The following is a 24,420-nucleotide window of genomic DNA, read 5'->3' as shown; positions in this document are numbered from 1 at the left end:
CTTTTCTCAGCTGTCGCTTCCTCAGCCGTCGCTTTCCTCAGCCGAGCACCGAGATCCGCCCGGCGACCCAGTCCTCGAGGAATCGGCGATGGGGCTCGGCCAGCCGCAGCGGCTCGTGCGGCTCGCGGCCCGCACGAGCCGCCGTGATCGAGCGCAGCTGCTCGAGATCGGTGACGATGACGACCTGGCCCTTGGCAACGGTCTCGAGGTAGGGGAGACCGAGCACCAGGATGGTCGCCTGGTCGCCGGGATCGTCCGGCCAGGTGTCCCGGTACACGAACTCGAAGATCCACATCGTGACCTCGACGGAGGCCAGGTGGGACTCCCTCTTCCACCGATCGGCCGGGAGCCACGGCGTCTTCGCGGCGATCAGAAGGTCGCGCAGCCGGTGCGCACCAACCGGGACGGCGCCGGGATCGCCGGGCCGGGTGGCGAGGCTGAGCAGCGCGCCGGGCAGGGTGAAGCCCCGCTCGTAGACGTCGCCGGTGTACAGCGGCGCCGGCCCGAACGTGGCGAACCACTCCTCGGCCAGTTCCGGCTCGAGGCTCAGCAAGCGCAGCGCGCCGTACGGTTCGCGGCGCAGCCACCGGCCGAACGCGTTCTCGTCCCAGATCTCGTTCTGCAGGGCTCGCCAGAAGGCGACCCGCGTGTCGGCGCCCGACCGGCGTGGCCGGTCCAGGTTGGTGGCCAGGTAGCGGAGATGGTCGTCGTCGCCCGCGAGCGCCGCACCGACGTGCCGGCGCAGGCCGGCGAGGTTGGCGTCGAGGCTGTCGTAGAGCAGCGTGACGAAGGCGTCGTCGCAGCGGGTGCCCCGGTCCCGGACAAACGCGTCCGGCCAGAACAAGTAGCGCTCGGGGACGGGCAGCTCGCGGGTGCGTTCCACCGCGCGGGCGACGATCGCCCGCAGCACCGGGCCGGAGAGCTCCAGGTGGGCGGTGGCGCGGGCGAGGAAGGCGGCGAGCGCGTCGGGGTCCGGCGACGGCCAGGCGGCCAGGGCCAGCTCCACCGTCGACTCGCCGCCGTCGTCGACGTTGCGCTCGATCAGCTGCAGGGCGAGCTGCGACACCACGGCCCAGTCCGCTTCGCTCAGGTGGGCGGCGAGCACGGCCCAGACGGCCTCGGGGGACGGGCTGCGCCGCACCACGTGCTCGGCGGTGAAGAACTCCAGGAACGTACGGTGGGTGAAGCCGAGGACCGGCTCGCCGCCGTCGGTGCCCAGCTCGGTCAGCAGCCAGGAGCGGCCGGCGCAGAACTCCAGGAAGCTGTCGGCCAGCGCCTCGGCCTCGTCCACGTCGAAACGCTTGGACTCGAGGAAACGGCGCAGAACCCGGCGCGTACGGCCGAGCGTGAGCGTGGAGCCGTCGGCGGTGAACATCTCCCACGCCAGCTGCTGGACGGCGCCGCGTACGTGACCCTGGAAGCGGACCGGCATCGGGATGCCGCGCATCGCGTCCCAGCGGTCGAACATGAGGACCGCGCAGCGCTCGTAGACCTGGGCGCGGTTGCGCGGGAGATAGCGGTCGGTGGTGTAGACCGCGCACAGCAACGACAGCATGAGCGGGTTGCGGCGCAGGTCGTCCAGCGCGGTGCTGTCGCGCAGGAACCCGTCGATGCGGGACCGGCGCTCGTCGGGGGCGGTGGCGTCGTCGTTGCGGAACCAGCGGTCGGCGTAGTCGGCTACCTGCTCGTCGGTGAAGGGTGCGATCGCGTACCGATCGGCGCGTAGCGCGACGGCGTCGTAGCCGACCTCCCGGGACGTGGCGAGGACCGGGGTCAGCGGGTAGAGCTCCGCGAAGCCGTCGACGAGCTCCACCAGGCGCTGGCGGACGGCCAGGTCGGTGATCTCGTCGAGGCCGTCGACGAACACCGCCGCCCGGCCGTTGAGCAGCAGATATTCGATGCCGTCGGCGGGCAGCTCGACGCCGAACGGGCTGCGGGCGGCGTCGGCCAGGTGGTGGACCAGGGTCTTGCCGCCCTGGCGTAGCGCCTCCACGTGGTCGCGGGCGATCAGGATGAACGGGACCCGCGGCTGGGGGTCGCCCGCCAGGTCGAAGGCCAGCTTCGAGATCAGCGTGGACTTCCCGGCGCCCGGCGCGCCGAGGATGGCCGAGCGCCGCCCCGGCTCCAGGAGCTCGCCCGGCTCGACCGCCACCTCGGACTCCCGCGCGCGCAGCACCGGAGTGACGTAGAGGGACGCCCAGTCGACCGCTCGGTTCAGTCCGGTGTGCGGCAGGCGGATCTGCGAGCGCAGCGCCCGCACCTGGCCGCGGAGCCGTTCGGCGGCCTCGTGGATCTCGGCGGTCTCCCGCAGGCCCGCCAGGAGGCGCCCGTTGCGGGCCGCGGCCGCCGCTACGTGCGCCCGGACCGCCACCTGCGTCCGGTCGGGCACGCCGGCCGCGATCGGCGGGTCCAGCGAGGCGATCAGCGCGTCGAGGAGGACGTCGGTGACGCCGACCATCTGGGCCGGCGCCAGATCGACGGCGTGCCGGAGGCTCTGCCGCAGCTCGGCGCGGATCGCGGAGAGCGCCTCGGGGTCGCCGCCGGCCAGCACCAGTTGCAGGGCGAGGTCTTCGAAGTTGGGCGACTCGGCGAACCGTGCGAGCTGGGCCGACTGGCTGCCGGAGAGCTCGGCCAGGGTGCCGGCCGCGATCGCGGTCGGCACCAGGGTGCGGGCCTCGTCGGCGAGCCGCCGGCGGCGGTGGGCGGTGATCAGGTGGCTGCCGGCGCGGGACAGGGCCTTTCCGGCGGCGCGCCCGATTGCCGGCTCGATTCCGCTCAGGTGACTCACCCCGGCTGGGATCCTATCCGGAACGGGAAGGGGTGAGTAGGCGTGGAGATCGAGGAACGGGTGCGGCGGATCTGCCTGGCACTGCCCGAGGTCAGCGAGCGGGCCAGTCACGGGTCGCCGGCTTTCTTCGTACGCGGCAAGCGGGGTTTCTTGAATCTGATGGTGGACGGACATCACCAGGACGAGTTTCCGCACATGTGGTGCGCGGCGCCGCTGGGAGCCCAGGAGGAGCTGATCGCGGCCGACCCCGCGCGGTTCTTCCGGCCGCCCTATGTGGGGCACCGCGGATGGATCGGAGTGCGGCTCGACCGCGACCCGGACTGGGACGAGATCGCGGAGGTGTGCACGGACGCCTACCGGGCCATCGCGCCGAAGACGTTGATCGTGAAGCTCGATGGTGGACAGTAGGGTAGAACAACGGGTGTGAAGAAGCCGTCCAAGCGTGTGGTCACGGTCGTCGCGGTCGTGGCGCTGATCGTCATCGCGATCATGGTGAGCAACGCCCGGGAGGACGAGCAGCACGCGGGCCTCGACGCGTCGGGGCAGCAGGCCTGCGACGACTTCGCCGCCGGGTACCCGAAGGCCGAGACCAAGCCCGAGCGGCTGTCCCTGGCCGACAAGGTGACGGCCTCGTCGGGCAAGACCGCCAACAAGGCGATCCAGCAGACGGCGGCCACCATGGGCAACGCCGCCAGCGACGGCGGCGCAAGCTGGAAGAAGGCCGCCGACGACCTCACGGCCGCCTGCAAGAGCGCGGGCTGGGTCGCGCCCTAGACCTGTGCACTCCGCTCGCGTCAGCGGAGGTCGAGCTCGACGATGCGGCGGGGATATCCGGTGCCGAAGTATGCCGGGTCGTAGGCGATCTCGGCGAAGCCCAACGCGTGCAGGACGCGTTGCGACGGGATGTTGTCGGGCTTCACGGTGCCGCGTATGCGCGACACGCCCAGCGAGCGGCACTGGGTCACCGCGTGGCTCAGCAGACCGCGGCCGATGCGACGGTTTCGGAACGAACGCTCCACGGCCAGGTCGAGGAACCAGACCACCTCCGGGGAGACGGACCGCGCGGCCAGGAGGAAGCCGACGACGCCGGGCGTGTCCTCGGCGACCGCGAACAGCTTGCCGGACAGGTCGAGATGCCGCCGGAAGACGGAGTACGGGAAGGCCGTCGCGCCGAAGGCTGCTTGTTCGATCTGCACGACGCGACCCAGGTCGGCCGGGGCGGCCGCTCGGATCGTGGTGGCCATCGCCCGCAAAGCCGCTCAGGAAGGCTGCTCAGGCTTCGGCGATGTCGGCGACGATGACCGTCACGTTGTCGGGGGCGCCGTTGTCGAGGGTGCGGTGTACCAGCTCGGCGGCGGCTGTCTTGCGGTCGGCGTTGGCGAGCAGAGTCTGCAGGATCACGCTGTCTTCCACATAGTCGGACAGGCCGTCGCTGCACAGCAGGAAACGGTCGCCGGGCACGACCGGCACCATGCGGCCCGCCGGGCGGAACGGGCCGCCCTGGACCGCCTGCGTCACCAGGGCGCGCTGGGGGTGGCGGCGGGCGTCGTCGGGGGTGAGCACGCCCTGGTCGACCAGCGCCTGCACGTACGTGTCGTCCTTGGTGATCTGGGTGAGCTCGCCGTCGCGGACCAGATAGCAGCGGCTGTCGCCCACGTTGAGGGCGGCCATGCGCTCGCCGGAGAGCAGCAGCGCGGTCACCGTCGTGCCCATGCCGTCGCGGGCGTCGTCGTCGGCGACCGCCGCCTCGATGCGCTCGTTGGCGGTGGTCAGGGCGGCGATCAGGTCTTGCAGCGGCTCGCCGGTGTCGGGCATCTCATCGACCACGCCGAGCGCCTGCACCAGGATGTCGCTGGCCAGCTCGCCGGCGGGCAGCCCGCCCATGCCGTCCGCGACCACGAGGAGGCGGTTCCCGACGAAAACCGCGTCTTCGTTGTTGGACCGCACGAGGCCCTGATCGGTGGCGGCGACCGCCCGAACGACAAGCGTCATGTGACAAGACTGCCAAAGGCCTGAGGAGATGTCTCTAGTACCTCCTACGTAGTGTGTGTTGATGATGGCGATGCCGATGGTGGGCCGGGCGCCCGCGGTGGAGGAACTGCGGCGGGCGTGGTCCCGCGTGCGCCCGAACGGGAAGCCGATCACCGCGGTCGTCACGGGTGCCGCCGGAACAGGGAAAAGTGCCCTGGTGACGGCCGCCCTGCAGAAGATCGAGACGACCAACGTGCTCGCCGGGACGGCCCGGGTGCACTCGCCGGCGCCCTACGACTGGCTCGCCGCGGTGCTGGCGGGGCGGGACACGCGCGGGCTCGACGTGCCACCGGACGCGTTGTCCTGGCTCAAACAGGACCCGGATGTCCCCCGTGAGCGTTACACTCCCGACGCCCTGCTGCGCATCGCGGTCAGCACGGTGCACCAGCTCGTGGGCCGCGCGGAAGCCGTACTCGTGGTGGAAGATCTTCATGCTCTTGACCCCGCGAGCCTGAACCTGATCGCCGAGCTCGCCACGACCGACCTTCCGGCGCTCCTGCTGGTGACCAGTCAGCCCGCGGCGGCCGCCGTCTCGCCGCAGCTTACCGAGCGCACCCTGGCCCGTCTGGGCGGACGACCGGGCGCCGTGCGGCGACATCTGAGCGGCCTGCTGCCGGCCGAGGTCGGCCAAATTCTCCAGCATGTGTACGGGTCGGAAGCGTCATCGCCGGAGCTGGCCGAGGCCATCTGGCGGCGCACCGAGGGGAACCCCTATCGGCTGACCGAGCTCCTGGCCGTGGAGGGGGTCGACGTCCTGAGAACGCCGTCCGCCGATCTGACCGCCCGCGAGCGCGAGGTGCTCGGCCTGCTCGCCGAGGGTATGGCGAACAAGCAGATCGCCTCGGCGCTGGGTATCTCCGTGCGGACCGTGACGGTTCACGTCTCGAATCTGCTGCGGAAGACCGGCGCTTCGTCGCGGACCGAGGCGGCGCTCTGGGCCCTCTCCGGACGCCGCTCGGGTGATCATCAAGCGGGGTGGCGCGACAACCCCCGAGCGGCTCGGTCACAATCGTCGGCGTGACGACAGCTATCCATCAGCGCATCGCCTCGGAGCTCGGGGTCCGTGACGGCCAGGTCACCGCGGCGGTCGAGTTGCTCGACGGCGGGGCCACAGTGCCGTTCATCGCCCGCTACCGCAAGGAGGTGACCGACGCCCTCGACGACACGCAGCTGCGCACCCTCGAGGAGCGCCTGGGCTACCTTCGCGAGCTGGAGGAGCGCCGGGCCGCGGTGCTGGAGTCCATCCGCTCCCAGGGCAAGCTCGACGACGCGCTCGAGCAGGCCATCCTCGCCGCCGACTCGAAGGCGCGGCTCGAGGACATCTACCTGCCGTACAAGCCGAAGAGGCGTACGCGTGCGCAGATCGCCCGCGAGGCCGGTCTGGAGCCGCTCGCCGACCAGTTGCTCGGCGACCCCACGCTCGACCCCCGCGCGACCGCCACGGCCTTCGTGGACGCCGAGAAGGGCGTGGCCGACGAGGCCGCCGCGCTGGACGGGGCGCGGGCCATCCTGATCGAGCGGTTCGCCGAGGACGCCGACCTCATCGGCGACCTGCGCGAGCAGATGTGGACCCGGGGGCGGCTGGTCGCCAAGGTGCGCGACGGCAAGCAGACCGACGGCGCGAAGTTCGCCGACTACTTCGATTTCGCCGAGCCGTACGCGAAACTGCCCTCACACCGCATCCTGGCCATGTTCCGCGGCGAGAAGGAGGAGGTCCTCGACCTCACCATGGAGCCGCACCCCGAACAGGACGAGGGCTACTTCGAGGCCCGCATCGCCGGCCGCAACAACATCACCGACCAGGGCCGCGCCGGCGACCGCTGGCTGGTCGACACGGTGCGCTGGGCGTGGCGCACGCGCGTGCTCATCCACCTCGGCGCCGACCTGCGGGTACGGCTCTGGCAGGCGGCCGAGGACGAGGCCGTCCGCGTCTTCGCCGCCAACCTGCGCGACCTGCTGCTCGCCGCGCCCGCCGGCACCCGCTCGACCATGGGCCTCGACCCGGGCTTCCGCACCGGCGTGAAGGTCGCCATCGTCGACGCGACCGGCAAGGTCGTCGCCACCGACGTGATCTACCCGCACGTGCCGCAGAACAAGTGGGACGAGTCGATCCACCGGCTCGCCGCGCTCGCGAGCGTGCACCAGGTCGACCTCATCGCGATCGGCAACGGCACCGCGTCCCGCGAGACCGACAAGCTGGCCGGTGAGCTGATCAAGCGGCACCCCGAGGCGAAGCTGACCAAGGTGATGGTGTCCGAGGCCGGCGCGTCGGTCTACAGCGCCTCGGCGTACGCGGCGCAGGAACTGCCGGGCATGGACGTGTCGCTGCGCGGCGCGGTCTCGATCGCCCGCCGCCTGCAGGACCCCCTGGCCGAGCTCGTGAAGATCGACCCGCGCTCGATCGGCGTCGGGCAGTACCAGCACGACCTCTCCGAGTCCAAGCTCTCCAAGTCGCTCGACGCGGTCGTGGAGGACTGCGTGAACGCGGTCGGCGTGGACGTGAACACGGCGTCGGCGCCGCTGCTGACCCGGGTCTCGGGCATCGGGGCCGGCCTCGCCGAGAACATCGTGCTGCACCGCGACGCCAACGGGCCGTTCAAGAACCGCGGCGACATCAAGAAGGTGGCCCGGCTCGGGCCCAAGGCGTTCGAGCAGTGCGCGGGCTTCCTGCGCATCCCGGACGGCGACGACCCGCTCGACGCGTCGGCGGTGCACCCCGAGTCGTACCCGGTCGTGCGGACGATCCTGGCGTCGGCGAACGCGGACATCAAGTCGTTGATCGGCAACAGCCCGCTGCTGCGCGCGCTGCGGCCCGAGCAGTTCGTGACCGACGCCGTGGGTCTGCCGACCGTCACCGACATCCTGCGTGAGCTCGACAAGCCGGGGCGCGACCCGCGCCCCGAGTTCACCACGGCGACGTTCGCCGAGGGCGTCGAGAAGATCGCGCACCTCAAGCCGGGAATGGTGCTCGAGGGCGTCGTCACCAACGTGGCGGCGTTCGGGGCGTTCATCGACATCGGCGTCCACCAGGACGGCCTGGTGCACGTCTCGGCCCTGTCCAACACCTTCGTGAAGGACCCGCGCGAGGTCGTCAAGTCCGGCGATGTCGTGAAGGTCCGGGTCGTCGAGGTCGATGAGGCACGCAAGCGCATCTCGCTCACCATGCGGCTGACCGATGAGCCGGCCCAGCGGCGGCCACGGGAGGACGGGCGGCCGGGACAGCAACGGCAGGGCGCCGGCGGCGGCGGGCAGCAGCGCGGCGGCCAGGGCGGCGGGCAGCAGCGCGGCGGCCAGAGCGGCGGGCAGCAGAGCGGTGCCAGCCAGAGCAGCGGCGGCCAGAGCAGCGGCGGCCAGAGCAGCGGCGGCCAGAGCAGCGGCGGCCAGAGCAGCGGCGGCCAGAGCAGCGGCGGCCAGAGCAGCGGCGGCCACGGCGGCCAGGGCGGCGGCGGCGATCAGAGCGGGCAGCGTGGCGGCCAGCGTGGTGACCGCGGCGGGCAGGGCGGCGGCGGGCAGCGTGGCGGCCAAGGCGGCGCCGGACAGGGCGGCGGCGGCCAGCGTCAGGGCGGCGGGCAGCGCGGCGACCGTGGCGGTCAGCGCCAGGGCGGCCAGCGTCCGCAGCAGGGCCCGGTCAACGACGAGATGGCCGCGGCCCTGCGCCGGGCCGGCCTCATCAAGGACTGACCCGGCGACGGCCGGGCCTCACCGGGGCCCGGCCTCAGCCCCAGATGCGCACGTTGCTGAAGGCGACCTCGTACGGCCCGGTCTGCGGCACCCCGCCGTCGGTGTAGACGCCGAGCATCAGCCGGCCGCCGACGATCTCGGGGTCGGCCAGCGGCACCGTGCCCACCGCCGAGCCGTCCCGCTCCAGCTGGAGCTCGTTGCCGACGGCGCGCAGGGCGATCCGGGCCGGCGCGCCACCCACGACCAGCGGCTGGTCGAGCGGGAACGACCGGATCGTGGCGACCCCGCCGGGCGACTTGTGCGTGCCCACCGAGATCTTGCCGGCGCAGACCCGGATCAGGTAGCCCTTCCACGGCGTGAACCGGAACCACACCCCCGCGCAGCTGTCCTTGGTCAGCAGCCGCACGCTCACCTCGGCGCGGAAGTCGGCCGGCACGTTGTCCTCCGGGCCGTCGCAGCGGTACAGGCCCTTCTCAGCGCGGCTGGCCACCAGCGCGCCGTTCTCGAAGGTGCAGTCGGCATGCTCGGCCGCGAGGGACTTGGGCTGCCAGTAGCGCGGGTGGCTGAGCTCGTCGTCGATCAGCAGGGTCTCGCCGCCCGCCTGGGGACTCAAGGCGAAGCTGGGCAGCGGGCCGACCGCGTCGGCGGGCTTGCCGGGCGGGCCGCCGAAGACCACCATCAGCGCGCCCGCGACCACGGCCAGCACGAGCCCGGCCACCGCCGCCGGGAGGAACCAGCGCCGGCCCGGCTCGGGCGGGGGAGGGCCGGGCAGGGGCATCGGCATCTCGGAGATCGGCACGGTGACGATCGAGTTCTCGTCGTAGCCGACCAGCGTCGGCATGCCACTGACCGGCACGTCGCCCGCCGGTCCGCCGCCGGCCGGTCCACTGCTGGCCGGTCCACTGCTGGCCGGTCCACTGCTGGCCGGTCCGCTGCCGGCGGGGACGCTGCTGGCGGGGACGCTGCCGGCCGGGACGCTGCCGGCCGCGGCGTCGCTCGCCGGGACGCCGCCGGCCGGCGTGCTGCCGTCCGTCTCGGCCGCGACACCGGTGACCGCCTGGGCCTCCGCCGCCGCGGCGCGCAGGTCGGGCTGGCCGGCCAGGGCCGCCTTGGCCGCGGCCGGCCGGGACGGCCCGGAGATCAGCAGGTCGAGCAGCTCGCGGGCGCTCGGCCGGTTCGCCGGTTCCTTCTCGAGGGCGCGGCCGACCAGGTCGCGCAGCGGACCGGTCAGGCCGGACAGGTCGGGCGGCTGGGTGAGGATCCGGGCCGCGGTCGCCGGTGGCGAGTCCGCCGCGAACGGGGTGCGGCCGGTTCCCGCGTACGCGACCACGCCGCCCCACGCGAAGATGTCCGCCGCCGGCGTCAGCGGCTCGTCGCCGTCGCCGAACCGCTCGGGCGCCATGTACGCCACCGTGCCGACCATCTGGCCGCCGGCCGTGTTGCCGCCGGTCGCCTCCATGGCCCGGGCGATCCCGAAGTCGATCACCTTGGGGCTGCCCGGCGCGAGCAGCACGTTGCGCGGCTTGAGATCGCGGTGGATCACGCCCGCGCCGTGGATCGCGGTCAGCGCGGTGGCCACGCCGATCGCCACGCTGTGCAGGTTGGCCGAGGTCAGCGGCCCACGCTCCTCGACCACGTGGGCGAGGGTCGGCCCGTCCACGTACTCGACCACGAGGTACGGCCGGTCGTGGTCGGGGTCGGCGTCGAGCACCTCGGCCGTGCAGAACGGCGGCACCAGCCGGGCGCTGGCCACCTCGCTGCGGAACCGGCGGCGGAACTCGTCGTCGGGCGCGAGGTCGGCGCGCACCATCTTCACGGCGACCAGCACCCCGCCGGCCGTGCGGGCCAGATAGACGGTGCCCATGCCGCCCTCGCCGAGCCGGCCGACGATCTCGTACGTCCCGAGGGTGCGCGGATCGTACGGGCGCAGTGGCTCCGTACTCTCCCCAGGCATGATCGTCCCCGTCCCCCCGAACTTGGAGACGTCACTCTATCTGCCGAAGTGCCCGGCGACGTAGAGACACCCGGTGGTTTGTGGCCGAAGCGCGTCATGCTGAGGGCATGGACGAACGCCTCTCGGTCGCGCCCGTCGTGCCACGCTTCGCCGCCGCGATCCGGGAGGTGGCGGCGGTGACCGCCTTTTATGCCGGCGGTTCGATCGGCTCGGGCGACTACCGGCCGGGAATCAGCGATCTCGATCTGGTCGCGGTCATCGCCGCGCCGCTGACGCGGGCGCGAAGGGATCGGTTGCGCTCGCTGCACCGCACCCTGGGCGTGGCAAAACTGCATTGCGCGTACGTGTCATTGCCGGACATCTCGGATGTCTCGCGCAAGCACGTCAACTGGGCGCACGAGCGCATGTTCCGGCGGCCGTTGAGCGGCATCTCCCGGGCCGAGCTGCACCAGTTCGGCGTCACGGTCTACGGGCCGTCCCCCGCGGAGCTGGTGCCCCAGATCGGCCGCGAGGAGCTCGCGACCGCGGCCCGCGCCGAGCTGCGCGGCTACTGGACCGGCGCGGTCCGCCGGGCCCGGGTGTGGCGCACCGACCTGCACGTCGACCTGGGCCTCACCACCGTCTCCCGGGCCGGCGTCACGATCGAGACCGGCCGCCTGATCACCAAGCGCGAGGCGATCGACCGGCTCCCCGCGCTGGGCGTGCCCGACGATCTGACCGACGAGATCCGCCGCCGCCGTGCGGGGGAGCCGGTCGAGCTCACCGAGCCGCAGATCCGCGCCCGCGCCGTCGTCGCCCGCGCCCTGATGCGCGAGCAACTGACCCGGCTGCTCGGGTGACCCTCGTGCCCGACTGGTCGCTGTCACGTTGGTCGGTGGCTGGGCTGGGCGTGCCATGGCTGGGGTGGTGCGTGGCCGGGGTGGGTGTGGCCCGTCGCGGTTGGTCGGTGGCCGAGCTGGGCGCGCCATGGCCGGGGGTCGTGCGTGGTCGCGCTGGGGGCGGCCCGTTTCTGCCGCGTCCAGGCACCATCCCGTGCACACGCCTGGCGTAACGGGCGGCACCCACCTCAGCCACGCACACCCAGGCATGGCAAGCCCAGCCCGGCCACCGACAGACGGCGACCGACCGCACCCACCGCGACCACGCAGCACCCGGCACCCGGCGCCCGGCGCCCGGCGCCCGGCGCTCCATGATCGACAGGATGCGCTAGACGCCCTCCTTGTAGGAGTAGATCCGGACCCAGTCGGTGTGCATGACGACCTTGGCCGGGGTGGCGGCGGTGCGGCACTCGATGAAGGCGTCACAGCCCTGGTCGAGCTGGATCGCCAGGTGCATCGGCGAGGTGGTCGGCACCAGGCCCTCGGTGCGCGCGTCGAGGCCGACGGTCCACTGCTTGTCGCCGTCGAGGTAGAACGTGACGCGCTCGGGCGTCCAGTCGGCGCTCATCACGTGCCACTGGGTGAAGTCGGCGCGGGTGGCGTGGCCGAGGCGATCGTTGTTGGGGTGGTTGTGCACGAAGCTGTTCGTGTAGGCGCGGGCGCCGCGGTTCACCTCGGAGATGTCGATCTCGCCGTCGTCGGGCCACTTCTCGCTCTCGGGCCAGAGCAGCAGGATCGCGGAGTAGCCGGCGCCGCGGTCGACCTTGAAGCAGACGTCCACGTGGCCGTACAGGAAATTGAGGTTGCTGGAGAGGCCGCCGGCGACATCGCGGCCGTCGGCGTCCTTCCCGCCGGTGATCTTGAGTTCGCCGGCGGAGACGGCCACCCGGGAGGGGTCGCGTGGCACGTGGCCGTCCGGGTCGTCGTAGATCGACCACTTCGCGGGGTTGAGCTTCGTCGCGGTGAAGTCGTCGGAGAACGCGAGGGGACCCCAGCCGGCCGGGGCGGTGGGCTTGGCGCAGCTCTTCGGCGGCGCGGTGGCGGACGTCGCGGGGGCCGGGCTGTTGCTGTCACCGGCCGCCCACTGCGGGGTGCCCGGGTCGTTCGTGCACGCCGCCAGCGCGATCGTGGCGGCCAGTGCCCAGCCGTATCCTCGGCGAATGCTCATCACCACGGAACGGCTCCTCCTCCGTCGCTTCCGGGTCGCCGACGGCCCGGTGCTGGCCGAATACCGGTCGGACCCGGCGGTGGCGCGGTACCAGTCTTGGGACGCGCCGTTCCCGCTGCTGCGCGCCGAGACGGCGGTCGCCAACTTCATGGCCTCCGACCCCGACAAGCCGGGCTGGTTCCAGTACGCGATCGAGCGCGCCACCGACAAGGTCCTGATCGGGGACGTCGCCGTGCATCTGCACGACAACCTGCTCCAGGCCGAGGTCGGCTTCACCCTCGCGACCCCCTATCAGAAGCACGGGTACGCCACCGAGGCCGTGACCGCCGTGCTGGACCGCCTGTTCCGCCTCCAGGGCCTGCACAAGGTCGCCGGCGAGTGCGACGCCCGGAACACCCCCTCGGCGGCGCTGATGGAGCGGCTGGGCTTCACCCTCGAGGGGCGCCTGCGCGAGCAGACCTTCATCAAGGGCGAATGGACCGACGACCTGATCTTCGGGCTGCTGGCCACCGAGTGGCTGAAAGATGGGTAAAAATCCTATTATGGGGTGATGCACGAGCAGGTGGCGCTCATCCAGGACTGGGCTACGCATGATGCCGAGGCGGCGGCCGCCGTCGCCGCGGCCTACGGCGAGGCGGCCGCCGCGCTGGACGGCAATCCGTACGAGGCCGAGCGCATCCTCCGCGGCTTCGTACGCCGGCTGAACGCGCTGCAGAGCGAGGACGACTACCTCGTCGAGCACAACCGCCACGAGGACGCCGAGGAGGCGTACTTCCTGCTGGCCGCCCGCACCGACGCCGACCTCGACGAGGCCCGCGAGTGGTTCGACGACGAGCGCGACTTCTAGTGCCGGACATCTTGCCATCACCTTGGTGTGGTGTAGTGCCCGTGTGGATCTAGAAGGATTCTGGGCGCTCATCGAGCGCAGCGGGCGGAAGACCTCCGACCCCGACGAGCGCGCCGAGTGGCTGATCGACGCGCTCGCCGGGTACCCGGCCGCCGGCATCGTCGACTTCCAGTTGCACCTGGACGCCCTGCGCGGCCGGATCGACACCTACCGCGTGTGGGGCGCGGCCTGGCTGGTCTGCGGCGGGCTCTGCTCCGACGACGGCTTCTGGTATTTCCAGGCGTGGCTGATCGGGCAGGGGCGCGACGTGTCCTCGGACGTCGCGTGGGACTTCGAGGACGACGAGGAGATGGAGCGTCGCTACCCGCGGCTCACCAAGATCTTCTAGCCTTCGTGGCGGAGCCAGACGGCGCCCAGCGGCGGCACCCGCAGCGACGCCGATGCGTTGAAGCCGTGCCACGGCAGATCTTCCGCCGTCACCTCGCCGAGGTTGCCGACGCCCGAGCCGCCGTAGAGCGAGCTGTCCGTGTTGATCACTTCGGCCCAGCGGCCCGGCTTGGGCAGGCCGATGCGGTAGCCCTCGTACGGGACCGCCGCGAAGTTCACGATGCAGGCCATCACGTCGCCGTTGGGCGCGAAGCGGACGAACGAGAACGTGTTGTGCTGCGAGTCCTCGCTGGTGATCCAGCGGAACCCGACCGGCGACGTGTCCTGCGTCCAGATCGCCGGGGTCTCGCGGTAGACCCGGTTGAGGTCTTTGACCAGCGTCTGCACCCCGCCGAACTGCGGGTCGGCGAGGTGGGCCCAGTCGAGGCCGCGCTCCTCGCTCCACTCCTGCAGGTCGGCCAGCTCGGCCCCCATGAACAGCAGCTGCTTGCCGGTGAAGGCCCACATGAAGCCCAGCAGCGCCCGCGTGTTGGCCAGCTTCTGCCAGAGGTCGCCCGGCATCTTGCCGGTCAGCGAGCCCTTGCCGTGCACGACCTCGTCGTGGCTGATCGGCAGGATGTAGTTCTCACTCCAGGCGTACACGGTCGCGAATGTCATCTGGTGGTGGTGCCACTGCCGGTAGATCGGCTCCTTGGTCATGTAGGTCAAGGTGTCGTTCATCCAGCCCATGTTCCACTTGAAGCCGAAGCCGAGGCCGCCCAGGTGGGTGGGGCGGGTGACGCCGGGCCAGGCGGTGGACTCCTCGGCGATCGTCACCACGCCGGGGTTGTTCTTGTAGACGGTCGCGTTCATCTCCTGCAGGAAGCTGATCGCGTCGAGGTTCTCCCGGCCGCCGTACTGGTTGGGGGTCCACTCGCCGTCCTTGCGCGAGTAGTCGAGGTAGAGCATCGAGGCGACCGCGTCGACCCGCAGGCCGTCGGCGTGGAACTCCTCGCACCAGTACAGGGCGTTGGCCACCAGGAAGTTGCGGACCTCCTTGCGGCCGAAGTCGAAGACGTACGTGCCCCAGTCGGGGTGCTCGCCGCGCCGCCAGTCGCCGTGCTCGTACAGGGGAGTGCCGTCGAAGCGGGCCAGGGCCCACTCGTCCTTGGGGAAGTGGGCCGGCACCCAGTCGAGGATCACGCCGATCCCGGCCTGATGCAATTTATCGACCAGGTACCGGAATTCGTCGGGTGAGCCGAAGCGCGACGTCGGCGCGAAGTAGCCGGTGACCTGGTATCCCCAGGAGCCGCCGAAGGGGTGCTCCATGACCGGCATCAGCTCGACATGGGTGAAGCCCATCTCGACGACGTAGTCCACCAACTGCGAAGCCAGCTCGGTGTAGGACAGACCGGGCCGCCACGAGCCGAGATGCACCTCGTAGGCGCTCATCGGCTCCTGGTGCCAGGCCTTCGAGGCCCGCTCCCGCATCCACGTCTCGTCCTCCCAGGTGTAGGAGGACTCGTACACCACGGAGGCGGTGGCCGGCGGCACCTCGGTGTGCTGGGCCAGGGGGTCGGCGTGCTCCCGCCACACCCCGTCCCGCCCGAGGATCTTGAACTTGTACTTGGAGCCGACGTGCGCGTCGGGGATGTACACCTCCCAGACGCCGCTCGACCCGAGCGACCGCATCGGCCAGCCGTCGTACGGCCCCCAGCCCACGAAGTCGCCGACCACCTGCACGCCGCTCGCGCTCGGCGCCCACACCGCGAAGCCGACCCCGGCCTCGGCGCCGCGCGGCTGCGCGCCCAGCACCCGCCACAGCTTCTCGTGCCGCCCCTCGCCGATCAGGTGCAGGTCGAGCTCGCCCAGCGTCGGCAGATGCCGGTACGGGTCGTCGGTCTCCACCCCGTCCACGTCGAGCCGGTAGTCGAGGACCGTGCCGGGCAGCTCGGCCGCGAAGATGCCGTCGTCGTGCACCTTGACCATCTCGACCCGGTCGCCACCGGCGATCACCGCGACCTTCTCGGCCCTCTTGCGCAGGGTGCGGATCACCGTGGCGGAGCCGGTCGGGTGCGCGCCGAGGATGGCGTGCGGGTCGTGCGTGTCGCCGGCCACCACGCCGTTCATGGCGCGCTGGTCGGCGGCGAGCGAGGGGGTGGGGTGGCCGATCACGGGAGTGGCTCCTTAGAGAGTTGTCTTGCCGACGAGCCGGCTGATGGACCGCAGGGGGATCCGCAGCCAGCCGGGCCGGTGCCGGGCTTCGTACGCGGCCTCGTAGACCGCTTTGTCGAGCTCGTACGCCGCGAGCAGATCCCCGTGCGCCCGCGGGTCGGTTCCGGAGGCGTGCGCGTAGCCGTCGCAGAACGCGGCCCGGTTGCGATCGACCCACTCCCGGGCCCGCGCCGCGAGATGTTCGTCGTCGTCCGAGTCGACCAGCAACTGGTACGCCGCATACTCGTAGCTGCGCAGCACCCCGGCCACATCACGCAGGGGTGAATCCGGCATCCGCCGCTCGTCGAGCGGCATCCCCGGCTCGCCCTCGAAGTCGATCAGCAGCCACGCCTCCGGGGTGCGCAGCACCTGGCCGAGGTGCAGGTCGCCATGGATGCGCTGCACGGTGACCACCTCGCCGGCGAGCGACCGGAAGCGCTCCTCGATGGTCGGCACGTACTGCTGGATCTCGCTGACCGCGTTCGCGTTCTGCCGCAGCCGGGCCAGCACCGCGTCGAGCGGGAACGGCGCCGGGCCGGAGCCGAGCGCCTCGGCCAGGTCGGCGTGGACGGACGCGACCGCCTCGCCGAGCCGATAGGACTCGCCCTGGAAGTCGCCGCCCACCTCGTCGGCGGCCATCTCGGCGTCGGCGAACAGGTCGCGCGCCGACGCGGTCGCCATCGCCCAGCCCTCGGCGGAGGTGGCCGCGTACTCGGTCACCATGCCCAGCGGCGACGGCCGGCCGCTCTCGATGGTCTCGAACGAGCCGAGCAGTCGCGCCACGTGGATGTTGCCGCGCCGGCCGAGCACCCGGTTGAGCTCGATGTCGGGGTTGATGCCGCTGGCGACCCGGCGGAAGACCTTGAGGATCGCCTCCTGGCCGAAGATCACGCTGGTGTTGCTCTGCTCGGCGTCGAACACCCGCGGGTACGAGTCGTCGTCCGGGAACTCGGCGCCGGGCTCCGGCTCGAAGACGACGTCGCCGATCGTGCCGCCCGCCGCGACCAGCGACAGCAGGTGCCGGACGGCGCCCTGGTCGTAGAGCGCGTCGTAGCCCGCACGGTCGCCGGCCGCGCCGATCGTGGCGACGCCGCTGAACTCGGCGATCGGTCCGTTGTCCCAGGCCACGATCACCTGGTAGCGCTCGGAGCTGCCGTCGGTGTACTCGACGTCGATGAGGACCAGGTCGAGGTTGTCGCCGAGCTTGGTCGACGACGCCTCCTTGACCGACGACAGCGTGCGGGCCTTGCCGGCGTACCAGCGCTGCTGCGGCAGCCACTCGGCGAAGGGCAGCGTCATTGCTTCTCCTCGCTCCTGCACAGCTGGAACCAGTAGAAACCGTGCCCGGGGAGGGTCAGCAGATACGGCAACTGGCCGACGCGCGGGAAGTTCACGTGGCCGGTCAGCTCGACCGGCGTGTACCCGTTCCAGTGCTGCAGGTTGAGCTCGATCGGTTGCGGGAAGCGCGACAGGTTGTTGACGCAGAGCACTACGTCCTCGCCGTTCTCGCGCAGGTAGGCCAGCACCGACGGGTTCGACCCGCCGAGCTCGCGGAACGTGCCGACGGCGAACGCTTCGTGGCGGCGTCGCACCGCCAGCATCGTACGCGTCCAGTTGAGCAGCGACGTAGAGCTGTCCCGCTGCGCCTCGACGTTGACGGCCTGATACCCGTACACGGGATCTTGGTTTGCCGGAAGGTAGAGACGGCCCGGATTGGCCGTGGAGAACCCGGCGTTGCGGTCGGGCGTCCACTGCATCGGCGTGCGTACCCCGTCGCGGTCGCCGAGCCAGATGTTGTCGCCCATGCCGATCTCGTCGCCGTAGTAGAGCACCGGCGAGCCGGGCAGCGACAGCAGCATGGCGGTGAACAGCTCGATCTGGTTGCGGTCGTTCTCGAGCAGGGGCGCGAGCCGCCGGCGGATGCCCACGTTGGCCTTCATCCGCGGGTCCTTGGCGTACTCCGAGTACATGTAGTCGCGCTCTTCATCGGTGACCATCTCGAGGGTCAGCTCGTCGTGGTTGCGCAGGAAGATGCCCCATTGGCAGTTGTCCGGGATGGCCGGGGTCTGCGCCATGATCTCGGAGATCGGGAAGCGGGACTCACGGCGCACCGCCATGAAGATGCGCGGCATCAGCGGGAAGTGGAACGCCATGTGGCACTCGTCGCCGCCAGAGCGCGGGTCGCCGAAGTACTCGACCACGTCGGCCGGCCACTGGTTCGCCTCGGCCAGCAGCACCCGGCCCGGGAACTCGTCGTCGATCACCTTGCGGCAGTGCTTGAGGAACGCGTGGGTCTCGGGGAGGTTCTCGCCGTTCGTGCCCTCCCGCTCGTACAGGTACGGCACGGCGTCCAGCCGGAAACCGTCGATGCCCAGGTCGAGCCAGAAACGCAGGACGTCGAGCATCGCCTCCTGCACGGCCGGGTTGTCGTAGTTGAGGTCGGGCTGGTGGGAGAAGAACCGGTGCCAGAAGAACTGCCGGCGCACCGGGTCGAACGTCCAGTTGGACTCCTCGGTGTCCACGAAGATCACCCGGGCGTCCTGGTAGCTGTCGCTGGTGTCGCTCCATACGTAGAAATCGCCGTACGGCCCGTCGGGGTCACGGCGCGACTCCTGGAACCACGCGTGCTGGTCACTCGTGTGGTTCATGACGAGGTCGGTGATCACCCGGATGCCGCGCTTGTGCGCCGCGTCGAGCAGCGCCACGAAGTCTTCCACCGTGCCGAACTCGGGCAGCACCCGGTAGAAGTCACTGATGTCGTAACCGCCGTCGCGCAACGGCGACTGGTAGAACGGCGGCAGCCAGAGGCAGTCGACGCCCAGCCACTGCAGGTAGTCGAGCCGCTCGATCAGGCCGCGCAGGTCGCCCGAGCCGTCCGTGCCCGAGTCGTAGAAGGCCCGGACGAGGACCTCGTAGAACACGGCCCGCTGGAACCAGGTGGCGTCGGCGGGCAGCGCACGCGCGTGGTCGAAGTCTTCCGCGGTGGGATGCTCGACCACACCGTCCTCGACGTGGCTTCCCTCAGTCGGGTCGTGATCTTCAATCAGGTCCATCGAGTTCCCCACCTACCCCACCCGCAGGTTTCTGAATCGTTGAGGCTTTTCGCGACGGTGGAGACCGCTTGCATGACTTACGCCGGGCGGGGGGTCGCCGTAGGTCGCGAAAAACCTCAATTCCTTTGCAGCACGAAGACGTGCGCCGGCTCGATGTACGGGTCGATGCGGACCGCGTTGTGCTGTCCCCACTCGTACGTCGCGCCGGTGATCTGGTCGACCACCGTGAACCGCTCGTGCCAGTCCATCCCCAGCTCCGGCATGTTCAGCGTGGTGTTGCCCCACTGCACGTTGCTCGGGTCGAACGACACCACGGTCAGCACGGTGTTGCCCGTGTCGGCGTCCCGCTTGGAGAAGCACAGCAGCGCGGCGTTGTCGATCTCGTGGAAGCGCAGGTTGCGCAGCCAGTGCAGGGCCGGGTTGGCGGCCCGGATCCGGTTGAGCCGGGTGATGTACGGCGCCAGCGACCGCCCGGTGCGCTCGGCGCCCGCCCAGTCCCGCGGCTTGAGCTCGTACTTCTCGTTGTCGATGTATTCCTCGGAGCCGGGCCGGGCGACGTGCTCGAAGAGCTCCAGCCCGGAGTACATGCCCCAGGAGGGGGAGAGCATGCTCGCCAGGACGGTGCGAATCTTGAACGTCGGCGGGCCGCCGTGCTGCAACGACTCGTGCAGGATGTCGGGGGTGTTCGGCCAGAAGTTGGGCCGCATCCAGTCGAGCGAGGCGAGCAGCTGCCCCATGTACTCGCGCATCTCCCAGGCCGTCGTGCGCCACGTGAAGTACGTGTAGGACTGGGTGAAGCCGACTTTGCCGAGGCCGTTCATCATGGCCGGCCGGGTGAACGCCTCGGCCAGGAACAGCACGTCGGGGTTGGTCTCCTTGACCTTCGGGATCAGCCACTGCCAGAAGTTGACGGCCTTGGTGTGCGGGTTGTCGACCCGGAAGATCTTGACGCCCGCCTCGACCCAGTGCATGACCACGCGGTAGACCTCGTCGCGCAGCGTGCGGTAGTCGTTGTCCCAGTTGATCGGGTAGATGTCCTGGTATTTCTTGGGCGGGTTCTCCGCGTACGCGATCGTGCCGTCGGCCCGGGTGGTGAAGAACTGCGGGTGCGACTTCACCCACGGGTGGTCGGGCGCGACCTGCAGCGCGAGGTCGAGCGCGACCTCCATGCCGAGGTCTTCGGTGCGGCGGATGAACTCGCGGAAGTCGTCGAGGGTGCCCAGCTGGGGGTTGATGGCGTCATGGCCGCCCTCGTCGGAGCCGATCGCCCAGGGGGAGCCCACGTCGTCGGGACGGGCGACGAGCGTGTTGTTGCGGCCCTTGCGGTTGATCTTGCCGATCGGGTGGATCGGCGGCAGGTAGACCACGTCGAAGCCCATGGCCGCGATCGCGGGGAGCCGCTCGGCGGCGGTGGCGAAGGTGCCGTGCTTGACCGGGATCGCGTCCGGGCCGACCTCGGCGCCCTCCGAGCGGGGGAAGAACTCGTACCACGCCGAGTAGAGCGCGCGCTTGCGATCGACCCAGATCGCGTACGACCTCGTGGTCGTCACCTGCTGCCGCACCGGGTTGTGCCAGAGCAGCTCTTCCAGGTCGAGCGCGGGGGAGACCCGGGCGAACAACGACGTCTGCTCGTCGCGCAGGGCCGCGGCGGCCGCCCGTACCCGATCTTCGTGCTCGTGCGGAACGATCTTGACGGCGAGGTCGAGAACGTCGGCGCCCTCGGCCAGGTCGTTCGCCAGATCTTCCAGGCCCTGGCCGGCGCCGATCTTCTTGACCACGGCGTCACGCCAGGTGCGGTACGGATCTTCGAACGCCTCCACCGTGAACGTCCACCGGCCCACCCGGTCGGGCCGGATCGTGCCGTGCCACTGGTCGAGGCCCGGCTCGCCCGGCTCCATGCGGGTGAAGGGCTCGGTCTCGCCGTCGGGCCCGCGCCACACCACGTTCACGCCGAGCGTGTGATGTCCTTCGCGATAGGACACGCAGGAGACCGGGACGAGCTCGCCGACCACCGCCTTGGCAGGGTAGCGGCCACAGGACACCGACGGCGTCACGTCCTCGATGGGAAAACGACCGGTCATGATCTCCACCGTAGTCAGGCGAGCGGGGGCTGGCGCGGCGAAACGAGACCGCCATCAGGGCACCCTTCTCCCCGCGGACGCGCCGCAAACTCTGGTTCTCAACCTACCGGAGAGCGCTCAGCGCGGCTCGTCCAGGAGCGGCCTCGCGCCCGCTGTGAAAATCCGGAGTTCTTCACCGCGGAGCACGGATTCATGCTTACCCGGTTTGATCATCGGCACGTTACCGGCCAGCAAAATCACGTTTCCCACCCGTCGCCCCCGCATCACGTCCGCATTGCCGTACAGGACGATCTCGTCGAAGGCGGTGCGTGCGGTGGCGACCTGGATCCGGGTCTGCGCGAGCGGCGGCACGTCCGTCAAATTCATCGCCAGTAGACCGTCCGGTTTCAAGGCGCGGCGGGCGGCCCGCGCGAATCCCCCGGCCGCGACGCTCTCCGGCATCGCGGCGCCGACGAAGACGTCCGAAATGATCAGACCGAATTGGCCGGCGTCGGCTGCTTCCAGCTCGGTGCGCGCATCCCCGAGCCGCACCTCGATCGACGCCGGGAACGGCAGGTTCTGTTCGACGATCGCCAGGATCTGCGGGTCGCGCTCGACCACCAGCTGGTTCGTGCCGGGCCGTAGGTGGTCGATGAAGCGGGGCAGCGTCAGGCCGCCGCCCCCCAGATGCAAGACCTGTTCGCGTACGTCGTGAGCACTCCAAAGACGCAGCACGGCGCCCAGCTGGATCTCGTAGGGGAACTCGAGGTGCCCGGGATCGGACAGGTCGACGTACGACTGCGGCACGCCGTTCACCAGCAGCGTCCAGCCCCGCGCGCGGGCCGGATCGGGCTGCAGCTCGGCGATTCCGGAGGCGAGCAGGGCGCGCCGGGGAGCGCGTTGGTTGCCGAGCGGTCCCATCCCGGTGACCCTACTCAACTCGGCATGTCCAACGACCGAGGTGTACCCCAGACGCGGACCGACCAGGCTCCGCGCCTTTCCTGGAGGAGCACCTCGTGGCCGGACCGTCAGTCGAGCTCTCGCCCGTGATCGCCGCCAGCACGCACTGGCTGTCGCGTGCCTACCCGGCGGGCACCCCCGACACGATCGCGCACACGCTCTCGGAGCTCCAGGCCCGCCAGGCCATCACCGTCGCCGCGTGGCTGCGCTACCCCACCGAGATGGACGCGGCCCTGGTCGCGATCGCCGGTCCCGGCGGCTCGGCGGTGCTCGACTGGCGCGTGGGCAGCGAGCCCGACGACGAACAGGCCGAGGAGGAGGGCTGGCGCACCTGGGTCGACGAGGTGGTCGTCTCGTGGGCGGCCTGCCTGCTGGCCGACCCGATGCTGGCCCGCCGCGGCGTCGACGCGGTGGCCGCGGCCGTTCCCCCCGGCACGGTCGACGACCGTCCGCGCCCGTCCCCCCGGCGCGCCGGGGGCCTGCCCAGCGAGTTTCGCCGCCTGCTGAACCCGGACCCGCGCGACCGCGAGGCCGCGGTCCTGCTGCGCCACCCCGATCTGCTCGAGCCGATCGCCGAGCTGCACCGCGACACCCTGCTCTACCTGCTGGGCGTCGCCTCCGGCTCGCCGGGGATTGCGCCCTTCGGGGCCGACGTCGAGGGCGCCGAAAAGGACCACGGCTTCGCCTAGCCCTTTTCAGCCTTTCTCAGTTCGCGAGCCTCGCCGGGAAGCCGCCGGTCGCGATCGGGCCCCAGCGGTCGATCGTCAGGCGGATCAGTGATTTGCCCTGGTCGCGCATGGCCTGGCGGTACTCGTCCCAGTTCGGGTGCTCGCCCGAGATGACCCGGAAGTACTCCACCAGCGGCTCGAGAGCCTCGGGCAGGTCGAGCACCTCGGCGGTGCCGTCGACCTGCACCCACGCCCCGCCGAAGTCGTCGGAGAGCACCAGCGCGCTCACCTGCGGGTTGCGGCGGACGTTCATCGCCTTGGCCCGCTCGGGGTAGGTGGAGACGACGATCCGGCCCTCGGTGTCGACCCCGCAGGTGTTCGGCGAGGCCTGCGGGCGGCCGTCCCTGCGGGTGGTCATGAGGATCGCGTGGTGCCGCGGCCGGAGAAACTCCAGCAGCTCCTCGCGGCCGACGGACGTGTTGGTGGCGATGGTGCGTGGCACTCGATCTCCTCGGTCAGGCGCTTGCCGCGGCGGCGTCGGTCTGAATCGCTCCCGGATCGCCGGCCGCCTGCTCGGCGGTGACCGCCGCGCCGATGATGCCGGCGTTGTTGAGCAGTGTCGCCGGGACCATGGGCGTACGGATGTCGATCAGCGGGAAGAACCGGTCGGACTTCTTGCTGACCCCGCCGCCGATGATGAACAACCGGGGGGAGAGCAGCATCTCGACGTGGCGGAGGTACGCCTCCACCCGGCCGGCCCACTTCTCCCAGCTCATCTCGTCGACCTCGCGGGCCCGGTCGGACGCGCGCACCTCGGCGTCCTTGCCGTCGAGCTCGAGGTGGCCCAGCTCGGTGTTCGGAATGAGCACCCCGTCGAGGAACAGCGCGCTGCCGATGCCGGTGCCGAACGTCAGCATCATGATCAACCCGGACTGGTCGCGCCCCGCGCCGAACGCCACCTCGGCCACGCCGGCCGCGTCGGCGTCGTTGAGCACCGTCACCGGCTTGCCGAGCCGCTCGGTGAACACCTTCGCCGCCGGCGCGTCGAGCCACGACTTGTCGACGTTCGCCGCCGTACGCGTCACGCCGTCGACCACCACGCCGGGGAACGTGATACCGACCCGGTCGAAGTCGTCGAACTGGGCGGCGACCTCGGCCGCCGCCTCGACGACGCTGGTCACGTCGCTGGGCTGCGGCGTCGGAACGCGGTAGCGCTCGGCGAGCAGCTCGCCCCGCGCCGTGTCGACCGGCGCGCCCTTCACCCCGGAGCCGCCGATGTCGATGCCGAGAGTGGCCATCACTGTTTCCCGTCTCCTGGTTCGCAGATGTTCCCCGCTGTTTACCACGCGGGGGCGACGTCGAATCCTGCGCGGTTCACTCCCACCCCGCGTGGATGGGCCGTTCGACGTGAATGACTCATACTTTCGGCTAGTGCAGGGTAGGCTTTCTGGTTAACGTGGAAGCAATGAACGGTCGCCGCGTGCGGGCACGGCTCTCTGCCCGCTATGGAGGACCAGGCATGATCCCGACCTACGCCGGGCCCGCGCCCGCCCACAACACGGTGGCGGAGAGCGCCACCGAGCTGCTGAACACGCTCGCCTCCCTGCCCGCCGGCCACCCGTCGCACCCGCAACTGCGGGACACCGCGATCGAGGCGTGGCTGCCGCTGGCCCGCCACCTCGCCAACCGCTACTCCGGCCGCGGCGAGCCCACCGACGACCTGATCCAGACCGCCACCGTCGGCCTGATCAA

General features: G+C 70.9%; 22 protein-coding genes. 10 read left to right on the top strand and 12 right to left on the bottom strand.

Annotated features, from left to right (window positions below; translation table 11 throughout):
* Positions 1-37: 37 nt before the first annotated feature.
* On the bottom strand, positions 38-2,788 hold the full coding sequence (locus tag ACIA5D_RS49630) for an NACHT domain-containing protein (RefSeq protein ID WP_396037731.1): 2,751 nt from the start codon (positions 2,786-2,788) through the stop codon (positions 38-40).
* 42 nt (positions 2,789-2,830) lie between these two features.
* Between ACIA5D_RS49630 and ACIA5D_RS49625 the strand changes: the two genes are divergently transcribed.
* Both ACIA5D_RS49625 and ACIA5D_RS49620 read left to right on the top strand, forming a co-directional pair.
* Positions 2,831-3,196, top strand: a complete 366-nt coding sequence (locus tag ACIA5D_RS49625) for an MmcQ/YjbR family DNA-binding protein (RefSeq protein ID WP_396037730.1) — start codon at positions 2,831-2,833, stop codon at positions 3,194-3,196.
* 15 nt (positions 3,197-3,211) lie between these two features.
* Positions 3,212-3,562 (top strand): hypothetical protein, encoded by a 351-nt coding sequence (locus ACIA5D_RS49620; protein ID WP_396037729.1) that lies wholly within the window; start codon positions 3,212-3,214, stop codon positions 3,560-3,562.
* A 20-nt stretch (positions 3,563-3,582) separates the two neighbouring features.
* Here ACIA5D_RS49620 and ACIA5D_RS49615 read toward each other — a convergent pair whose 3' ends face one another.
* Positions 3,583-4,032 (bottom strand): GNAT family N-acetyltransferase, encoded by a 450-nt coding sequence (locus ACIA5D_RS49615; protein ID WP_396037728.1) that lies wholly within the window; start codon positions 4,030-4,032, stop codon positions 3,583-3,585.
* Between the two features lie 28 nt (positions 4,033-4,060).
* Positions 4,061-4,780, bottom strand: coding sequence for a PP2C family protein-serine/threonine phosphatase (locus ACIA5D_RS49610; protein ID WP_396037727.1), 720 nt, complete (start codon positions 4,778-4,780; stop codon positions 4,061-4,063).
* A 61-nt stretch (positions 4,781-4,841) separates the two neighbouring features.
* Here ACIA5D_RS49610 and ACIA5D_RS49605 point away from each other — a divergent pair, with 61 nt between their 5' ends.
* Positions 4,842-5,840: a LuxR C-terminal-related transcriptional regulator gene (locus ACIA5D_RS49605; protein ID WP_396037726.1), complete on the top strand. Its 999-nt coding sequence runs from the start codon at positions 4,842-4,844 to the stop codon at positions 5,838-5,840.
* Complete coding sequence (locus ACIA5D_RS49600) at positions 5,837-8,500, top strand: Tex family protein (protein ID WP_396037725.1); 2,664 nt, start codon at positions 5,837-5,839, stop codon at positions 8,498-8,500. Before ACIA5D_RS49605 ends, ACIA5D_RS49600 begins: the two co-directional genes overlap by 4 nt.
* 34 nt (positions 8,501-8,534) lie before the next feature.
* Here the strand turns inward: ACIA5D_RS49600 and ACIA5D_RS49595 are convergent, their stop codons facing one another.
* Entirely contained in the window at positions 8,535-10,454 is a 1,920-nt protein-coding gene (locus ACIA5D_RS49595) for a serine/threonine-protein kinase (RefSeq protein WP_396037724.1), read from the bottom strand.
* A gap of 107 nt (positions 10,455-10,561) precedes the next feature.
* On the opposite strand from ACIA5D_RS49595, the gene ACIA5D_RS49590 reads away from it, so the two are divergent.
* Positions 10,562-11,293, top strand: a complete 732-nt coding sequence (locus ACIA5D_RS49590; RefSeq protein WP_396037723.1) for a hypothetical protein — start codon at positions 10,562-10,564, stop codon at positions 11,291-11,293.
* 367 nt (positions 11,294-11,660) lie between these two features.
* On the opposite strand, the gene ACIA5D_RS49585 is transcribed toward ACIA5D_RS49590, so the two are convergent.
* A complete protein-coding gene (locus tag ACIA5D_RS49585; protein WP_396037722.1) occupies positions 11,661-12,500 on the bottom strand; it encodes a family 16 glycosylhydrolase in 840 nt (279 codons plus the stop codon).
* Here ACIA5D_RS49585 and ACIA5D_RS49580 point away from each other — a divergent pair.
* Genes ACIA5D_RS49580 through ACIA5D_RS49570 form a run of 3 tightly spaced genes read left to right on the top strand, consistent with a single transcriptional unit; the run spans position 12,493 to position 13,735 of the window.
* The gene (locus ACIA5D_RS49580) at positions 12,493-13,032 is read left to right on the top strand and encodes a GNAT family N-acetyltransferase (protein WP_396037721.1); all 540 of its coding nucleotides are present in this window, start codon (positions 12,493-12,495) and stop codon (positions 13,030-13,032) included. The genes ACIA5D_RS49585 and ACIA5D_RS49580 overlap by 8 nt on opposite strands.
* A gap of 18 nt (positions 13,033-13,050) precedes the next feature.
* Complete coding sequence (locus ACIA5D_RS49575) at positions 13,051-13,347, top strand: hypothetical protein (RefSeq protein WP_396037720.1); 297 nt, start codon at positions 13,051-13,053, stop codon at positions 13,345-13,347.
* Between the two features lie 43 nt (positions 13,348-13,390).
* A complete protein-coding gene (locus tag ACIA5D_RS49570; protein WP_396037719.1) occupies positions 13,391-13,735 on the top strand; it encodes a DUF4240 domain-containing protein in 345 nt (114 codons plus the stop codon).
* On the opposite strand, the gene glgB is transcribed toward ACIA5D_RS49570, so the two are convergent.
* The 5 genes from glgB to ACIA5D_RS49545 all read right to left on the bottom strand — a co-directional run bounded on the left by glgB (position 13,732) and on the right by ACIA5D_RS49545 (position 21,961).
* On the bottom strand, positions 13,732-15,843 hold the full coding sequence (glgB, locus tag ACIA5D_RS49565; protein WP_396037759.1) for a 1,4-alpha-glucan branching protein GlgB: 2,112 nt from the start codon (positions 15,841-15,843) through the stop codon (positions 13,732-13,734). The two genes, ACIA5D_RS49570 and glgB, sit on opposite strands and share 4 nt — an antisense overlap.
* Positions 15,844-15,900: 57 nt before the next feature.
* Positions 15,901-17,226, bottom strand: coding sequence for a maltokinase (locus ACIA5D_RS49560; protein WP_396037718.1), 1,326 nt, complete (start codon positions 17,224-17,226; stop codon positions 15,901-15,903).
* Positions 17,223-18,980, bottom strand: coding sequence for a maltose alpha-D-glucosyltransferase (gene treS, locus ACIA5D_RS49555; protein ID WP_396037717.1), 1,758 nt, complete (start codon positions 18,978-18,980; stop codon positions 17,223-17,225). Before treS ends, ACIA5D_RS49560 begins: the two co-directional genes overlap by 4 nt.
* A gap of 116 nt (positions 18,981-19,096) precedes the next feature.
* A complete protein-coding gene (locus ACIA5D_RS49550) occupies positions 19,097-21,061 on the bottom strand; it encodes an alpha-1,4-glucan--maltose-1-phosphate maltosyltransferase (protein ID WP_396037716.1) in 1,965 nt (654 codons plus the stop codon).
* 117 nt (positions 21,062-21,178) lie between these two features.
* Positions 21,179-21,961 carry a spermidine synthase gene (locus ACIA5D_RS49545; protein WP_396037715.1) on the bottom strand — a complete coding sequence of 261 codons (783 nt, stop codon included), beginning with the start codon at positions 21,959-21,961 and terminating at the stop codon, positions 21,179-21,181.
* A gap of 95 nt (positions 21,962-22,056) precedes the next feature.
* Here ACIA5D_RS49545 and ACIA5D_RS49540 point away from each other — a divergent pair, with 95 nt between their 5' ends.
* A complete protein-coding gene (locus ACIA5D_RS49540) occupies positions 22,057-22,689 on the top strand; it encodes a hypothetical protein (RefSeq protein WP_396037714.1) in 633 nt (210 codons plus the stop codon).
* A 16-nt stretch (positions 22,690-22,705) separates the two neighbouring features.
* On the opposite strand, the gene ACIA5D_RS49535 is transcribed toward ACIA5D_RS49540, so the two are convergent.
* Both ACIA5D_RS49535 and ppgK read right to left on the bottom strand, forming a co-directional pair.
* Complete coding sequence (locus ACIA5D_RS49535; protein ID WP_396037713.1) at positions 22,706-23,170, bottom strand: PPOX class F420-dependent oxidoreductase; 465 nt, start codon at positions 23,168-23,170, stop codon at positions 22,706-22,708.
* Between the two features lie 13 nt (positions 23,171-23,183).
* Positions 23,184-23,966: a polyphosphate--glucose phosphotransferase gene (ppgK, locus tag ACIA5D_RS49530; protein WP_396037712.1), complete on the bottom strand. Its 783-nt coding sequence runs from the start codon at positions 23,964-23,966 to the stop codon at positions 23,184-23,186.
* 221 nt (positions 23,967-24,187) lie between these two features.
* On the opposite strand from ppgK, the gene ACIA5D_RS49525 reads away from it, so the two are divergent.
* The coding region (locus tag ACIA5D_RS49525; RefSeq protein WP_396037711.1) for a sigma factor at positions 24,188-24,420 on the top strand (233 nt) is incomplete at its 3' end.

The organism is Actinoplanes sp. NPDC051513 (genome assembly GCF_044454685.1).
Lineage (GTDB): Bacteria > Actinomycetota > Actinomycetes > Mycobacteriales > Micromonosporaceae > Actinoplanes.
Note: the sequence above shows the minus strand (reverse complement) of the source record. Positions and strands in the feature narration are given on the sequence as shown.

Coding starts and splice junctions, on each gene's coding strand:
- ACIA5D_RS49585 (WP_396037722.1), bottom strand. CDS start 12,500: ATGAGCATTCGCCGAGGATACGGCTGGGCACTGGCCGCCACGATCGCG.
- ACIA5D_RS49550 (WP_396037716.1), bottom strand. CDS start 21,061: ATGACCGGTCGTTTTCCCATCGAGGACGTGACGCCGTCGGTGTCCTGT.
- ACIA5D_RS49605 (WP_396037726.1), top strand. CDS start 4,842: ATGATGGCGATGCCGATGGTGGGCCGGGCGCCCGCGGTGGAGGAACTG.
- ACIA5D_RS49610 (WP_396037727.1), bottom strand. CDS start 4,780: ATGACGCTTGTCGTTCGGGCGGTCGCCGCCACCGATCAGGGCCTCGTG.
- ACIA5D_RS49590 (WP_396037723.1), top strand. CDS start 10,562: ATGGACGAACGCCTCTCGGTCGCGCCCGTCGTGCCACGCTTCGCCGCC.
- ACIA5D_RS49575 (WP_396037720.1), top strand. CDS start 13,051: ATGCACGAGCAGGTGGCGCTCATCCAGGACTGGGCTACGCATGATGCC.
- ACIA5D_RS49545 (WP_396037715.1), bottom strand. CDS start 21,961: ATGGGACCGCTCGGCAACCAACGCGCTCCCCGGCGCGCCCTGCTCGCC.
- ACIA5D_RS49580 (WP_396037721.1), top strand. CDS start 12,493: ATGCTCATCACCACGGAACGGCTCCTCCTCCGTCGCTTCCGGGTCGCC.
- glgB (WP_396037759.1), bottom strand. CDS start 15,843: ATGAACGGCGTGGTGGCCGGCGACACGCACGACCCGCACGCCATCCTC.
- ACIA5D_RS49595 (WP_396037724.1), bottom strand. CDS start 10,454: ATGCCTGGGGAGAGTACGGAGCCACTGCGCCCGTACGATCCGCGCACC.
- ACIA5D_RS49615 (WP_396037728.1), bottom strand. CDS start 4,032: ATGGCCACCACGATCCGAGCGGCCGCCCCGGCCGACCTGGGTCGCGTC.
- ACIA5D_RS49560 (WP_396037718.1), bottom strand. CDS start 17,226: ATGACGCTGCCCTTCGCCGAGTGGCTGCCGCAGCAGCGCTGGTACGCC.
- treS (WP_396037717.1), bottom strand. CDS start 18,980: ATGGACCTGATTGAAGATCACGACCCGACTGAGGGAAGCCACGTCGAG.
- ppgK (WP_396037712.1), bottom strand. CDS start 23,966: ATGGCCACTCTCGGCATCGACATCGGCGGCTCCGGGGTGAAGGGCGCG.